General features: G+C 74.0%; 11 protein-coding genes. 10 read left to right on the forward strand and 1 reads right to left on the reverse strand.

Going from position 1 to position 14,286, the window contains the following annotated elements; translation table 11 throughout:
* The first annotated feature begins 32 nt into the window (after window positions 1–32).
* From mfd to AB0L25_RS02950, 6 genes are all read left to right on the forward strand, one after another.
* Window positions 33–3,638, forward strand: coding sequence for a transcription-repair coupling factor (gene mfd, locus AB0L25_RS02925; RefSeq protein WP_500167980.1), 3,606 nt, complete (start codon window positions 33–35; stop codon window positions 3,636–3,638).
* A 40-nt stretch (window positions 3,639–3,678) separates the two neighbouring features.
* Window positions 3,679–4,377, forward strand: coding sequence for a hypothetical protein (locus AB0L25_RS02930; RefSeq protein WP_500167982.1), 699 nt, complete (start codon window positions 3,679–3,681; stop codon window positions 4,375–4,377).
* On the forward strand, window positions 4,374–5,354 hold the full coding sequence (locus AB0L25_RS02935; protein ID WP_500167984.1) for a nucleoside triphosphate pyrophosphohydrolase: 981 nt from the start codon (window positions 4,374–4,376) through the stop codon (window positions 5,352–5,354). Before AB0L25_RS02930 ends, AB0L25_RS02935 begins: the two co-directional genes overlap by 4 nt.
* A 70-nt stretch (window positions 5,355–5,424) precedes the next feature.
* Entirely contained in the window at window positions 5,425–7,926 is a 2,502-nt protein-coding gene (locus AB0L25_RS02940) for a penicillin-binding protein (protein WP_500167986.1), read from the forward strand.
* Window positions 7,927–8,011: 85 nt separating this feature from the next.
* Window positions 8,012–8,971: an NADP-dependent oxidoreductase gene (locus AB0L25_RS02945; protein ID WP_500167988.1), complete on the forward strand. Its 960-nt coding sequence runs from the start codon at window positions 8,012–8,014 to the stop codon at window positions 8,969–8,971.
* A 43-nt stretch (window positions 8,972–9,014) separates the two neighbouring features.
* Window positions 9,015–9,212 (forward strand): hypothetical protein, encoded by a 198-nt coding sequence (locus AB0L25_RS02950; protein WP_500167990.1) that lies wholly within the window; start codon window positions 9,015–9,017, stop codon window positions 9,210–9,212.
* A 6-nt stretch (window positions 9,213–9,218) separates the two neighbouring features.
* On the opposite strand, the gene AB0L25_RS02955 is transcribed toward AB0L25_RS02950, so the two are convergent.
* The gene (locus AB0L25_RS02955; protein WP_500167992.1) at window positions 9,219–10,613 is read right to left on the reverse strand and encodes a sensor histidine kinase; all 1,395 of its coding nucleotides are present in this window, start codon (window positions 10,611–10,613) and stop codon (window positions 9,219–9,221) included.
* A gap of 328 nt (window positions 10,614–10,941) precedes the next feature.
* Between AB0L25_RS02955 and eno the strand changes: the two genes are divergently transcribed.
* The 4 genes from eno to AB0L25_RS02975 are packed head-to-tail and all read left to right on the forward strand — an operon-like array spanning window position 10,942 to window position 14,283.
* Window positions 10,942–12,225: a phosphopyruvate hydratase gene (gene eno, locus AB0L25_RS02960; protein ID WP_500167994.1), complete on the forward strand. Its 1,284-nt coding sequence runs from the start codon at window positions 10,942–10,944 to the stop codon at window positions 12,223–12,225.
* A gap of 11 nt (window positions 12,226–12,236) precedes the next feature.
* Window positions 12,237–12,677 carry an FtsB family cell division protein gene (locus AB0L25_RS02965; RefSeq protein ID WP_500167996.1) on the forward strand — a complete coding sequence of 147 codons (441 nt, stop codon included), beginning with the start codon at window positions 12,237–12,239 and terminating at the stop codon, window positions 12,675–12,677.
* A 56-nt stretch (window positions 12,678–12,733) separates the two neighbouring features.
* The gene (locus tag AB0L25_RS02970) at window positions 12,734–13,357 is read left to right on the forward strand and encodes a DUF501 domain-containing protein (RefSeq protein ID WP_500167998.1); all 624 of its coding nucleotides are present in this window, start codon (window positions 12,734–12,736) and stop codon (window positions 13,355–13,357) included.
* On the forward strand, window positions 13,354–14,283 hold the full coding sequence (locus tag AB0L25_RS02975; protein ID WP_500168000.1) for a Ppx/GppA phosphatase family protein: 930 nt from the start codon (window positions 13,354–13,356) through the stop codon (window positions 14,281–14,283). The genes AB0L25_RS02970 and AB0L25_RS02975 overlap by 4 nt, the downstream gene beginning before the upstream one ends.
* Window positions 14,284–14,286 lie beyond the last annotated feature (3 nt).

Below are 14,286 nucleotides of genomic sequence, written 5' to 3' on the forward strand. Positions count from 1 at the left end.
GCCTCGGGGTCTTTGCGATTGAGCGGGCGAACATGACGCTTTCTGGACTTGTCGATCTGGCGTGCACCGATGCCGGGCTGTCGCGCGCGCTGGAGCGCGTGCGCACCGACCACCAGGTGATCGCGCCCCCCGCGCTGTGGCCGGTCCTGGCCGCGGCGCTGAGCCGCCGGGTGTCCGGCGGGCCGGGCGGGACGGGCGGCACGGTGCTGGCGGTGACGGCGACCGGCCGGGAGGCCGAGGACCTGACCGCCGCCCTGTCGAGCCTGCTGGACCCGGGCCGCGTGGCGCACTTCCCGGCGTGGGAGACGCTGCCGCACGAGAAGCTGTCGCCGCGGTCCGACACCGTCGGGCAGCGGCTCGCGGTGCTGCGCCGCCTGGTGCACCCGAACGCCGACAGCGCCGATCCCACGCTGGACGGGGAGTCCGGCGGCAAGGGCGGACGCCTGGACGTCGTCGTCACGCCGGTGCGGGCCGTGCTGCAGCCGATCGTGTCCGGCCTGGCCGACCTGGAGCCGGTGCGGCTGGCGTCCGGTGCGGACGCCGACATGGACGACGCCGTCCGCCGGCTCGTCGACGCGGGGTACCACCGGGTCGACCTGGTGGAGAAGCGCGGCGAGATCGCGGTGCGCGGCGGGATCCTGGACGTGTTCCCGCCGACCGAGGAGCACCCGCTGCGGGTGGAGTTCTGGGGCGACACCGTCGAGGAGATCCGCTACTTCAAGGCCGCCGACCAGCGGTCCCTGGAGGTCGCGCAGGACGGGCTGTGGGCGCCGCCGTGCCGGGAACTGCCGCTGACCGCGCAGGTGCGGGAGCGGGCGCGCGCGCTGGCCGCCGAGCATCCCGCGCTGGAGGACATCCTCGGCCGGATCGCCGACGGCGACACCGTCGAGGGCATGGAGGCGTTCTCGCCCGTCCTCGCCGACAGCATGGAGCTGCTGACCGACCTGCTCCCGGACGGCTCCGCGCTGCTGGTGTGCGAGCCCGAGCGGATCCGGACCCGCTCGGTCGAGCTCGTCCGCACCAGCCAGGAGTTCCTGGAGGCGAGCTGGGTCAACGCCGCCGCGGGCGGGGAGGCGCCGATCGACCTGGGCGCCGCCGCGTTCCGCTCCCTGGAGGAGGTGCGGCGGCACAGCCGGGAGCTGGGGCTGCCGCGCTGGACGGTCACCGCGCTGACGCCCGGCGCGACGGACGAGTCCGGCGAGGCCGCTGCGGACGAGGCGATCTTCGAGGACGACGTCGACCTGCTCGACCTCGGGGCGCGCGCGGCCGAGCCGTACCGGGGCGACACCGGCCGGGTCGTCGCCGACCTGAAGGGCTGGATCGACGGCGGCTGGCGGGTCGTGCTCGTCACCGCCGGGCACGGCCCCGCGGAACGGCTCGTCCAGCTCGTCGGCGACGAGGGGCTCGGCGCGCGGCTCACGGACGTGGCCGCGGCGCCCGACCCGTCGATCGTGAACGTGACGACCGGGCTGCTGGAGAACGGGTTCGTCTGGGAGCACGTGAAGCTCGCGGTGCTCACCGAGACCGACCTGTCGGGGCAGCGGTCGTCCACGAAGGACGCGCGGCGGATGCCGTCGCGGCGGCGCGGCGGCATCGACCCGCTGCAGCTGCGGCCCGGCGACTACGTGGTGCACGAGCAGCACGGCGTCGGACGGTACGTGGAGATGGTCAGCCGCACCGTGCAGGGCGCGACCCGCGAGTATCTGATCCTGGAGTACGCCAAGAGCGACCGGCTGTTCGTCCCGACCGACCAGCTCGAGGAGCTGACCCGGTACGTGGGCGGGGAGGCGCCGAGCCTGCACCGGCTCGGCGGCGCCGACTGGCAGAAGGCGAAGTCGCGGGCGCGCAAGGCGGTCCGGCAGATCGCCGGGGAGCTGATCCGGCTGTACTCGGCGCGGATGGCGAGCCCGGGGCACGCGTTCGGCGCGGACACGCCGTGGCAGCGGGAGCTGGAGGACGCGTTCCCGTACGTGGAGACGCCCGACCAGCTCGCCGCGATCGACGAGGTCAAGGGCGACATGGAGAAGCCGGTTCCGATGGACCGGCTGATCTGCGGCGACGTCGGCTACGGCAAGACCGAGATCGCGGTGCGGGCGGCGTTCAAGGCCGTCCAGGACGGCAAGCAGGTCGCGGTGCTGGTGCCGACGACGCTGCTGGTGCAGCAGCACCTGTCGACGTTCACCGAGCGGTTCGCGGCGTTCCCGGTCCAGGTGAAGCCGGTCAGCCGGTTCCAGACCGACAAGGAGATCGAGGCGACGCTGGAGGGCCTGGCGACAGGGACGGTCGACGTGGTCGTCGGGACGCACCGGATCCTGTCGTCGCAGACCCGGTTCAAGAACCTCGGCCTGGTGATCATCGACGAGGAGCAGCGGTTCGGCGTCGAGCACAAGGAGGAGCTGAAGCGCCTCCGGACGCAGGTGGACGTGCTGGCGATGTCGGCGACGCCGATCCCGCGGACGCTCGAGATGGGCCTCACCGGCATCCGGGAGATGTCGACGATCCTGACCCCGCCGGAGGAGCGGCACCCGATCCTCACGTTCGTCGGGCCGTACCAGGAGAAGCAGATCGCGGCGGCGATCCGCCGGGAGCTGCTGCGCGAGGGCCAGGTGTTCTTCGTGCACAACCGGGTGCGGTCGATCGACAAGGTCGCGGCGAACCTGGCGCGGCTCGTCCCGGAGGCGCGGATCGCGACCGCGCACGGCCAGATGAACGAGCAGCAGCTCGAACGGGTCATGGTCGACTTCTGGGAGAAGAACTACGACGTGCTGGTCGCGACGACGATCGTCGAGTCGGGCCTGGACGTCCCCAACGCCAACACCCTCATCGTGGACCGCGCCGACATGTACGGGCTGTCGCAGCTGCACCAGCTGCGCGGCCGGGTCGGGCGCGGCCGGGAGCGGGCGTACGCGTACTTCCTGTACCCGCCGGAGACGCCGCTGACGGAGACGGCGCACGAGCGGCTCGCGACGCTGGCCCAGCACACCGAGATCGGCGCGGGCATGTACGTCGCGATGAAGGACCTGGAGATCCGCGGCGCGGGCAACATCCTGGGCGCCGAGCAGTCCGGGCACGTCGCGGGCGTCGGGTTCGACCTGTACGTCCGGATGGTCGGGGAGGCGGTCCGGGAGCTGAAGGAGGGCGGCGAGCCCGAGCAGGTCGAGACGAAGGTCGAGCTGCCGGTGGACGCGCACCTGCCGCACGAGTACGTGCCGGGGGAGCGGCTCCGCCTGGACGCCTACCGCCGCATCGCCGCCATCACGACGGAGGACGAGATCGCCGTCGTCCACGACGAGCTCAAGGACCGGTTCGGCCCGCTGCCCGTCCCGGTGCTGAACCTGCTGGAGGTGGCGCGGTTCCGGGCGAAGGCGCGCAAGGCCGGGCTGAACGACGTCACCCTGCAGGGCAACTTCGTCAAGTTCACGCCCGTCGACCTCCCCGACTCGCGGCAGGTGCGGCTGAACCGGCTCTACCCGAAGAGCATCCTCAAGACCGCGAACGAGACGCTGCTGGTGCCGATGCCGAAGACCAAGCCGCTCGGCGGCCGGCCGCTGCGCGACCAGGAGCTGCTGGCCTGGGCGAGCGACCTGGTGGACGCCCTGTTCCTGGAGTCCTCGCCCGCCGCGGGGTCGGCCAAGTAGGCTGCCCGCGACCGCTTGATCATCGTGGAGTGGAGGTTCCGTGCCCGGTAAGTCCCTGAGGCGCGTGCCGGCCGTCGCGCTCGCCGCGCTCCTGGCCGCGGGCGCGCTCGCCGGCTGCGACGCCGCGCCGAAGGCGGGCACCGCCGCCCTCGTCGACGGCGACCGCATCACCGTCCGCACGCTCGGCGACACCGTCGAGACCTGGTGGGGCCAGCTCCGGCGCGACCCGGCGGCCGGGCAGATCTGGGCGCGGTCCGGCAACGGGGCCGCCCAGGCCGGCGAGCTCGGCACCGCGCCCACCGAGCCGGGCGAGGCCGACATGCGCGGCGCGCTCAACCTCCTGGTGTCGTTCCGCATCGCCGACGAGGCCGCCGAGCGCGCGGGCGTCACGGTGTCGGGCGGCCGGACCGCCGAGATCGTCGAGCTGCTGGGGCGCGGCGGCGCGAGCGCCGAGACCATCACGCTGGCGAACGGCCTGCCGCGCGAGCGCACCCGCGAGTTCGCGCGGTTCATGGCCGTCCAGGACGCGCTGATGCGGCACTTCGGCGCGGACGGCGTCCCGCAGAGCCCCGCGAACATGCAGGCGACGGAGCGGTTCCAGACCCTGCTCGTCGAGACGGCCGCCGCGATGGACGTCGAGATCAACCCCCGGTACGGCACGTTCGACCCGCAGCGGGTCGCGATCGGGCCGGTGTCCAACGAGCTGTCGACCCCCGCGACGGGATCCCCGCAAGCATGAGCCTGACCCTGCTCGCCACCACCCACCGCGTCGCGCCCGGCCTGCTGACCTGGCGGGCGTGGGAGCGGCTGCGGACGGCCGCGCGCGTCCTCGCGCCCGCCGGGCACCCGCTGCTGCCGTCCCTGGCCGACGCGGACGTCGCCGTCGAGGAGACGCCCGCGCCCGACCCGGCCGCGCTGGTCGCCGCCGCCCGCGCCGCGGACGTCGTGTGGGTGGCGGCGCCCGAGGGCGACGAGGCGCTGCTCCGCGAGGTCGGCGCCCTGGTCGTCGCCGACCCGCTGGACGTCGAGGTGCTGCACGGCTCGTACGACCTGCCGGGCGCGCGGCTGCTCGACCTGGTGTCGGTGATGGACACGCTGCGCCGCGAGTGCCCGTGGGACCGCGAGCAGACGCACGCGTCGCTCGTCCCGTACCTGCTGGAGGAGTCGTACGAGGTCCTCGACACCGTCGAGTCCGGCGACCTGGGGGCGCTGCGCGAGGAGCTGGGCGACGTGCTGATGCAGGTCGCGTTCCACTCGGTGGTGGCGGCCGAGCGGACGGACGGCACCGAGTTCACGATCGACGACGTCGCCGCGGGCATCGTCGACAAGCTCGTCCGGCGGCACCCGCACGTGTTCGCGGGCGTCGCGGTGAGCGGCGCCGACGAGGTCAACGCGAACTGGGACCAGATCAAGGCGGCCGAGCGGGAGGCGAAGCACGGCGCGGACGCGTCCGCGCTCGACGGCGTCCCGATGGCGCAGCCGGCGCTGTCGCTGGCGGCGCAGCTGCAGCGCCGCGCCGCGCGGATGAAGGCGCCCGCGGACGAACTCGCGCCCGCGTCCGGGGAGGACGGGGCGAGCGACCTCGGGGCGCGGCTGTTCGCGCTCGTCGCCGAGGCGCGCGAGGCCGGTCTGGACCCCGAAGCGGAGTTGCGCGCCGTTTCGCGGGTATTCCGGGATCGTGTCCGTGCCTGGGAACGGCGACAGCCGCACGCCTGATAAGCGCGACTTCGACCGGATACTCCGCGATGGGGTGGTCCGCCGGGGGGCGCGCGTCTACGCTGGGCCCGTGCCGGCCGAGACGGAAGTCGACGCGAGTGACCGCCGCGGCGGGAGCCGAACGCTCGTACCCGCGTCCGGATCCGGCCACCGGCGGCGCCGGTGGCTGACCGGGACGACCACCCGCGCCGAGAAGCTGCGCGCCGTCCGCGGCCTCGCGTCGCTGAGCGGCGTCGCCGGGCTGCTCGTCGCCCTCATGCTGATCCCCACCGCGTGCACCGCGGGCGTCGGCGCGCGCGACACGGCCCGCTGGTTCCAGAACGCGCCCGAGGGGCTCGAGGGCCTCGGCGTCCCGCAGCGCTCCACGATCCTCGCCGCCGACGGCTCGAAGCTCGCCACGTTCTTCTACCAGAACCGGGTGAACGTCGACCTGGACGACATCGCGCCGATCATGCGCGAGGCGGTCGTCGCGATCGAGGACAGCCGGTTCTACGAGCACGGCGCGCTCGACACCGAGGGCACGCTGCGGGCCCTCGCCACCAACCTGACCAGCGGCGACGTCGAACAGGGCGGGTCGGGCATCACGCAGCAGTACGTGAAGAACCTGCTGCTCGTCCAGGCCGAGTCGGACGCCGAGCGGACGGCCGCCACGGAGGTCACCGTCGCCCGCAAGATCCGCGAGCTGCGGTACGCGGTGGCGATCGAGGAGCGGCTGTCCAAGGACGAGATCCTCCGCCGCTACCTCAACATCGCCTACTTCGGCGACGGCGCCTACGGCGTCGAGGCCGCGTCCCGGCACTACTTCTCCAAGCACGCGTCCGAGCTGGACCTCGGGGAGGCGGCGCTGCTCGCCGGCGTCATCCGCTACCCGCACGCCTACAACCCCGTCGAGAACCCCGAGATGGCGCGCGAGCGCCGCGACGTCGTCCTCGACCGGATGGTGGAGCTCGGCTGGGCCGACCCCGCCGAGGCCGCGCGGGTCAAGGAGCGGCCGGTCGACCTGAAGCTGGAGGAGGTCGACAACGGCTGCGTGTCCAGCGGCGCCCCCTTCTTCTGCGACTACGTGCAGCGCGAGATCCTCACCGACAAGGCGTTCGGCGAGACGGCCAAGGAACGCGAGCGGCTGCTCAAGCGCGGCGGCCTGACCATCCACACGACGCTCGACCCGAAGGCGCAGCGGGCCGCGCAGCGCGCCGTCGAACGGTTCGTCCCGCCGAAGAACGACGCGCGCCTCGCCGCCGCCCAGGCGATGGTCGAACCCGGCACCGGCCGCATCAAGGCCATGGTCGTCGGCCGCGAGATGGGCGACGGCACCGAGCGCGGCAAGACCTGGATCAACTTCGCCGCCGACGCCAGCCACGGCTCCAGCATCGGCATGCAGGCCGGATCGACGTTCAAGCCGTTCACGCTGGCCGCCGCGCTGGACGAGGGCATGCCGTTCGGCACCCGCCTGATGGCGCCCCGCGCCTACACGCCCACCGGGTTCCGCAACTGCGACGGCGAGCGCGTCGGCGACCCGAACGCCTCCCTGCGCAACTCCGCCGACGGTGAGGGCGGCCGCCAGTTCAGCCTCGTCACCGGCACCCGGAACTCGGTCAACACCTTCTTCCTCGCGCTGGAGAAGGAGGTCGGCCTCTGCGACACCGTCGAGATGGCCGAGAAGCTCGGGATGCGGCAGGCCAACGGCGAGCCGCTGGAGCAGTACCCGTCGTTCACGCTCGGCTTCAACCCCGTCTCCCCGCTGCGCCTCGCCGCCGCCTACGCCGCGTTCGGCGCCCGCGGCGAGTACTGCGAGCCGATCGCGATCACGAGGGTCGTGGACGCGTCCGGCAAGAAGCTCGACGTCCCGGACGCGAACTGCGAGCAGGTGATCGACGAGGGCGTCGCCGACGGCGTCAGCCACGTCCTGCGGGGCGTGCTCACCGATGGCACCGCCGCCGGGATGGGCATCGGCCGTCCCGCCGCCGGGAAGACCGGGACCGTCGACAACTTCTCCGCCGCCTGGTTCGCCGGCTACACCCCCGACCTGGCGTCCGCCGTCTGGGTCGGCGACCCGCGCGGCGGCTACGACCACCCGATGACGAGCGTCTGCATCGAGGGCCGCTGCTACGGCGCCGTCTACGGCGCGACCCTCCCGGCGCCGATCTGGCGGCAGAGCATGCGCGGCGCCCTCCAGGGCACCGAGGCGACCCCGTTCCACCGGCCGCCGGGGCACTTCTTCAGCAAGGGCAGCGGCCTCGACCGCGTCGACGTCCCGGACGTGCGCGGCATGGACCTCGGCGACGCCCTCGACCGGCTGCGGTCCGCCGGGTTCAGGGTCAGCTTCGGCGACCGCATGCCCTCCCGGTACCCGCGCGGGACGGTCGCCGAGATGACGCCCGGCCCCGGCTCCGCCGAGCCCGGCACCACGATCACCGTCCGGGTCAGCGACGGGCCCGAGGAGGAGGACGAGCCGGGCGACGGCGACTCCGGCGACGGCGACCCCGGCGACGCCCCGACGATCCCGCCCGACGTCACCCTCCCGCCCGACGCCGGGGGCCCGCCGGAACCGAACGGTCCCGTCGGCGACTGACGCCGTGTGACGGTCCGGCCCGCGGGTAGATCATTTCGCGGGGTGTGATCCCGCCCCGCACGACCGATCCGGGGGGACGATCGTCATGCGAGCCATCGCCGTGTCCGAATACGGCGCCACACCGGCGCTCACCTACCTGCCGCGACCCGAACCGGGCCCCGGCGAGATCCTCGTGAAGCTGGTCGCCGCCGGGCTGAACCCGCTCGACTGGCGCGTCGCCGACGGGATGCTCAAGGACACCGCCGACGCCGCGTTCCCGCTCGTCCTCGGGGCCGACGGCGCCGGGGTCGTCGAGGACGCGGGCGAGGGCGTCACCCGGCTGCGGCACGGCGAGCAGGTCTACGGGTTCTTCACCGACGTCGAGCGCGGCCGCGGCTCGTACGCCGAGTACGCCGTCGTCCGCGAGGACGGCCCGGTGGCCCGGATGCCCGCGTCGATGATCTACACGGAGGCCGCGGCGGTGCCGACCGCGTGCGCCACCGCCCTGGACGTGGTCGAGCGGGCCGGGCTCGGCGAGGGGGCGGGCGAGGGCCGGACCGTCCTGGTCGCCGGGGCGACCGGCGGCGTCGGGCAGGCCGCCGTGCAGCTCGCCGCCCGCGCCGGCGCGACCGTCATCGCCACCGCCCGCGCCGACATGTCCGGGACGATGCGCCGCCTCGGCGCCGCGCACACCGTCGACCACACCGCGGGCGACCTCAACGACCAGGTGCTCGCCGTCTGCGCCGCGGGCGTCGACGCCCTCATCGTCCTCGCCGGGGACACCGCGCGGACCGCGGAACTCGCCCGCCTGCTGCGCCCCGGCGGCACCTGCGTCAGCACCGTGTGGACCGCCGACCCCGACACGATGGCCGCGCACGGCCTGCACGGCGTCAACTACGACGACGACCCCACCGCCGAGGCCCTCGACCGGATCGCCGGGCTCCTCGACGCGGGGGAGCTGCGCGTCCACATCGAGCGCGAGGCGCCCCTGGAGTCCGCGCCGGACGCCCTCGCCCGCAACCGGGCGGGCGGCGCGCGCGGCAAGACCGTCCTGCGCATCCTGTGACAACACGCCCGAAGCGGGCATGGGACGTCGTATGAGTCAACGGATGAGCGACGAGGAACGCAGCGCCCGGATCCGGGAGATCGACGAGGACCTCGCGCGGATGCGCGGCGACATCGACCCCTCCATCGACGGCCCCCACGACATGGTGGACGCCGGGCAGAACCTCGCGGCCCGCGAGGAGCTCGCCGGTCGGATCGAGGAGCTGGAGGCCGAACGCGAACGGCTGATGCGCGGCACCTGACCCGCCTCAGCGGGCCGAGCGTTCGCCGGGGCGGGGGCCGGGCAGGCGCAGCACGAACCGCGCGCCGTCCCGCCCGTCCGTCCGGTCCGTCAGCACCAGCGTGCCGCCGTGCGCCTCCGCGATGTCGCGGGAGATCGCCAGGCCGAGGCCGGTGCCGCCCGCGTCGCGGTGCCGGCCCTCGGCCAGCCGGGTGAACCGCTCGAACACCCGCTCCCGGTCCTGCGGCGCGATCCCCGGCCCGTCGTCGATCACCTCGACGACCGCCGTCTCCGCCTCGCTCCGCACCACCACCGTCACCTCTCCGGTCGCGTGCCGGTCCGCGTTGTCCAGCAGGTTCGTCAGCGCCCGCGCCAGCTCGGCCCGCCCGCCGTGCACCGTCACGGGCCCCTCGGAGAACACCGTGACGCGGCTGCGGCGCGGGCGGCGCAGCACCTCCTGGTCGGCCAGCTCCGCCAGGTCGACCTGCTCCCGCTGGAAGCTCCCGTTCGCCTCCAGCCGCGCCAGCGCCAGCAGGTCGTCCGCCACCGCCGCGACCCGGTCGGTGTTCGCCAGCAGCGCCCGCAGCGTCTCCGTCAGATCCGTCGCCTCCGGATCCGACATCGCCAGCTCCAGCTCCATCCGCAGGCCCGTCAGCGGGCTGCGCAGCTCGTGCGACACGTCCGAGACGAACGCGCGCTGCCGCGCCACCGCCTTCTCCAGCCGGTCCAGCGTCGCGTTCACGCTCTCCGCCAGCAGCGCCACCTCGTCGCGCTTCCCCGGCACCGGCACCCGCCGCTCCAGGTCGGTCATCGTGATCTCGTCGAGCTCCCGCCGGATCGCGTCCACCGGCCGCAGCGTCCGCCCCACCGCGACCCACGTGCCGTAGCCGGCGAGCGCCGCGAGGAACGGCACGCCCAGGATCGCCAGGACGGCCGCCACGGGGCGCGGCAGCAGCGCCGGCTCCGGCGCCAGCGCGTACACGAAGAACGGCTCCGGCCCCATGTCGACGCGGTACTCCACGATGAGGAAGCAGTCGCCGCCCGGCGCGTCGATGCGGCAGCTGCGCCCGTCCCGCTGGTCGTCCCCGCGCGGCGGCGGGAACGCCACCGCCGGCCGTCCGTCCATCGCGGGGCTCGCCGCCACCACCCGCCCCCGCGCGTCGACGACCTGCAGCAGATCGTTGTCGGACGCGAAGATCCGGTCGCGGTCCGCCAGCTCCCCCGAGCGGACGACCGTGACGACGCGGCGCGCCTCCCGCGCCAGCTCCCGCTGCACGTCGCCGACCACGTCCCGCCGGGTCGCCACCAGCAGCAGCGCGCACGCCACCGTGGCGAGAACAAGCGTCGCGAGAACCGCCGACAGCGTCACGCGCACCCGGATCTCCGAGTGGTGCAGCGCGACCCGCCAGACGCGGCGGGTCACGCGCTCGACGAACCCGCGGAGCCCGACACGGATGACGACCTCCCCGATCTCCGCGCCCCGTCCCGGGCGCTCCGGACGTTGAGCCGGTACCCGATGTTCCTTACCTCACCGGGCAAACGGGACCGACCCCCCAAAGTAAAAAGTTGCCCCGCGCACCGCGGAGCGGGACGACCGGAGCGTGCGTGCGTCGGCCTCACGGAACCCGGCGGCCTGCAACGGCGCGCGAGGATCGTCTTGCGACCGACGGGGGTTCCAGGGGGTCGCCCCCCTGGGCGAACACGTTAGGCTCGGGAGTCGCACCAGATCATTCCTACGCAGGGGGTTCCCCGTGTCGTCCATCAACGCCGTACTCGCCCGGGAGATCCTCGACTCCCGCGGCAACCCGACCGTGGAGGTCGAGGTACTGCTCGATGATGGGACCGAGGCGCAGGCCGCGGTGCCGAGCGGCGCGTCCACCGGACAGTTCGAGGCGGTCGAGCTGCGGGACGGCGGCGAGCGGTACGGCGGCAAGGGCGTGCGGAACGCGGTCAAGGCCGTCAACGAGACCATCGACGACAAGCTCGTCGGCTGGGAGGCGGCCGACCAGCGGCTGATCGACCAGCGGCTGATCGACCTGGACGGGACGCCGGCGAAGTCGGCGCTCGGCGCGAACGCGATCCTCGGGGTGAGCCTGGCGGTGGCGAAGGCCGCGGCCGAGTCGGCGGGGCTGCCGCTGTTCCGGTACGTGGGCGGGGCGAACGCGCACCTGCTGCCGGTGCCGATGATGAACATCCTGAACGGCGGCGCGCACGCCGACACGAACGTGGACGTCCAGGAGTTCATGATCGCGCCGATCGGTGCGTCGACGTTCGCCGAGGCGGTGCGGTGGGGCGCCGAGACGTACCACGCGCTGAAGAAGGTGCTGAAGGGCAAGGGGCTGAACACCGGGCTCGGCGACGAGGGCGGCTTCGCGCCCGACCTGCCCAGCAACCGCGACGCCCTCGACCTGATCATGGAGGCGATCCGGCAGGCCGGCTTCACGCCGGGCCGCGACATCGCGCTCGCCCTCGACGTCGCCGCGACCGAGTTCCACGCCGACGGCATGTACACGTTCGAGGGCGTGAAGCGGTCGGCGGACGACATGGCCGCCTACTACGGCGAGCTGGTCTCCGAGTACCCGCTCGTCTCCATCGAGGACCCCCTCGACGAGGAGGACTGGACGGGCTGGGAGGGGCTCACCGCGGCCATCGGCGACCGGGTGCAGCTCGTCGGCGACGACCTGTTCGTCACCAACCCGGAGCGGCTCGCCCGCGGCATCAAGTCCGGCGCGGCGAACGCGCTGCTCGTCAAGGTCAACCAGATCGGCACGCTCAGCGAGACCCTCGACGCGGTGTCGCTCGCGCAGACCAGCGGCTACCGCTGCATGATGAGCCACCGGTCCGGCGAGACCGAGGACACCACGATCGCCGACCTCGCCGTCGCGACGAACTGCGGGCAGATCAAGACGGGCGCCCCGGCGCGCAGCGACCGCGTCGCGAAGTACAACCAGCTGCTGCGCATCGAGGAGCTGCTCGACGACGCCGCCCGCTACGCCGGCGCCGCCGCGTTCCCGCGGTTCACGCCGCGGGGCTGACCGAGCGGCCGATGGCAGCCGAACACGACCGGCCGCAGGACGCCTCCCGGGGCGACGCCCCGGGGGGCGGCCGGCGCGGTGCCCACGCGCTGACCAGCCGCGCCGCGATCCTCGCGGTCGTGATGTGCGCGATCGCGCTGAGCCTGGCGTACCCCGTGCGGGAGTACATCGCGCAGCGCCAGGAGATCGCCGAGCTGCGGCAGCAGGAGGCGCTGGCCCGCCAGAAGGTGGAGCGGCTCGAGGAGCAGAAGCGGCGGCTCGGCGACGAGTCGTACATTGAGCGGGAGGCCACGCAGCGCCTCAACTACTGCCGCCCGGACGTGAAGTGCTACATCGTCCTGGACGGCGGCGGCGGCGGGGAGCGGCGGGCCGCGAAGGACGGCGAACCGCGCAGGCCGCCGTGGTACGAGACGCTCTGGCGGTCCGTGGAGGCCGCCGACAGGCCGCGCTGACCGCCCGGTGACCGAGACGGAACGGAAGGCGGGACGCGCGGGTGGGGACGCATGACATGATCGACGATCGCGCCGAGCCGGCGGCCGGGGGCATCTCCCCGCGGGACGAGGCCGCGGTGGCGGCCCAGCTCGGCCGGGTGCCGCGCGGCGTCCGCCGGGTGGCGCACCGCTGCCCGTGCGGGAACCCCGCGGTGATCGAGACGGCGCCGCGGCTGCCCGACGGGACCCCGTTCCCGACGCTGTTCTACCTGACGTGCCCGAAGGCCGCCTCCGCGATCGGGACGCTCGAGGGGAGCGGCGTGATGCGGGAGATGCAGGCGCGGCTCGCGGACGACCCGGACCTGAAGGCCGCGTACGTCCGGGCCCACGACGACTACCTGCGGCGCCGCGACCTGGCCGCCCGCGAGGACGGCCTGGAGCCGCTGCCCGCGGGCATGCAGAGCGCGGGCGGCATGCCCGAGCGGGTGAAGTGCCTGCACGCCCTGATCGCGCACGAGCTGGCCGTTCCCGGCGTGAACCCGTTCGGCCGCGAGGCGCTGGACGAGCTGCCGGAGTGGTGGCGGTCCGGGCCGTGCGTCCATCCCGTGGACCCCGAGGACCCCGAGGACCCCGTGGACATCGAGGACCCCGTGGACATCGAGGACATCGAGGACACCGACGACCCCGAGGAGGCCCGGTGACGCGCGTCGCCGCCGTCGACTGCGGTACCAACTCCGTCCGCCTGCTGATCGCCGACATCGACGCCGCGGCGGGCGCCCTCGCCGACGTCGAGCGCCGGATGGAGATCGTCCGGCTCGGGGAGGGCGTGGACGAGACCGGGCGGCTGTCGCCCGCCGCGCTGGAGCGGACGTTCGCCGCGATGCGCGGGTACGCGGAGCTGATCGACCGGCACGGCGCGGCCGACAAGGTCCGCGTCGTCGCGACGAGCGCGACCCGCGACGCGGCGAACCGGGACGAGTTCGTCCGCGGCGTCGTCGAGATCTTCGGCGTCGTCCCCGAGGTGATCACCGGGGACGAGGAGGCGGAGCTGTCGTTCATCGGCGCGACCCGCGAGCTGGCGGAGCTGCGCCCGGCCCGCCCCTACCTGGTGGTCGACATCGGCGGCGGCTCCACCGAGTTCGTGCTGGGCAGCACGTCGGTGCAGGCGGCGCGGTCGATCGACATCGGCTGCGTGCGGATGACCGAGCGGCACCTGAAGGACGGCGACCCGCCGTCGCCGGAGCAGATCGCGGCGGCCGTCGCCGACATCGACGCCCAGCTCGCGGCCGTCCGGGAGACCGTGCCGGTGGACGAGGCGCGCACGCTCGTCGGGCTCGCCGGGTCGGTGACGACGGTGTCGGGCATCGCGCTCGACCTGCCCGAGTACGACCCGTCCCGCATCCACCTGTCGCGGATCATGGCGGCGCAGGTCCACGAGGTGACGCGGCGGCTGCTGCACGCGACGCGGGACGAGCGGTCCCGGTTCGGCGTCATGCATCCGGGGCGGGTCGACGTGATCGGCGCGGGCGCCCTGATCCTCGACCGGATCATGCGCGAGTACGGGTTCGGGGCGGTCGTGGTCAGCGAGCACGACATCCTCGACGGCCTCGCCTGGTCGCTGGTCTAGCGG

This window comes from Spirillospora sp. NPDC052242, from assembly GCF_040679555.1.
Classification (GTDB): Bacteria; Actinomycetota; Actinomycetes; order Streptosporangiales; family Streptosporangiaceae; genus Spirillospora.

Excerpts from the sequence above, each read along its gene's own strand:
- AB0L25_RS02965 (WP_500167996.1), top strand. The coding sequence starts at position 12,237 with ATGGCAGCCGAACACGACCGGCCGCAGGACGCCTCCCGGGGCGACGCC.
- AB0L25_RS02950 (WP_500167990.1), top strand. The coding sequence starts at position 9,015 with ATGAGCGACGAGGAACGCAGCGCCCGGATCCGGGAGATCGACGAGGAC.
- AB0L25_RS02970 (WP_500167998.1), top strand. The coding sequence starts at position 12,734 with ATGATCGACGATCGCGCCGAGCCGGCGGCCGGGGGCATCTCCCCGCGG.
- AB0L25_RS02935 (WP_500167984.1), top strand. The coding sequence starts at position 4,374 with ATGAGCCTGACCCTGCTCGCCACCACCCACCGCGTCGCGCCCGGCCTG.
- AB0L25_RS02945 (WP_500167988.1), top strand. The coding sequence starts at position 8,012 with ATGCGAGCCATCGCCGTGTCCGAATACGGCGCCACACCGGCGCTCACC.
- mfd (WP_500167980.1), top strand. The coding sequence starts at position 33 with ATGACGCTTTCTGGACTTGTCGATCTGGCGTGCACCGATGCCGGGCTG.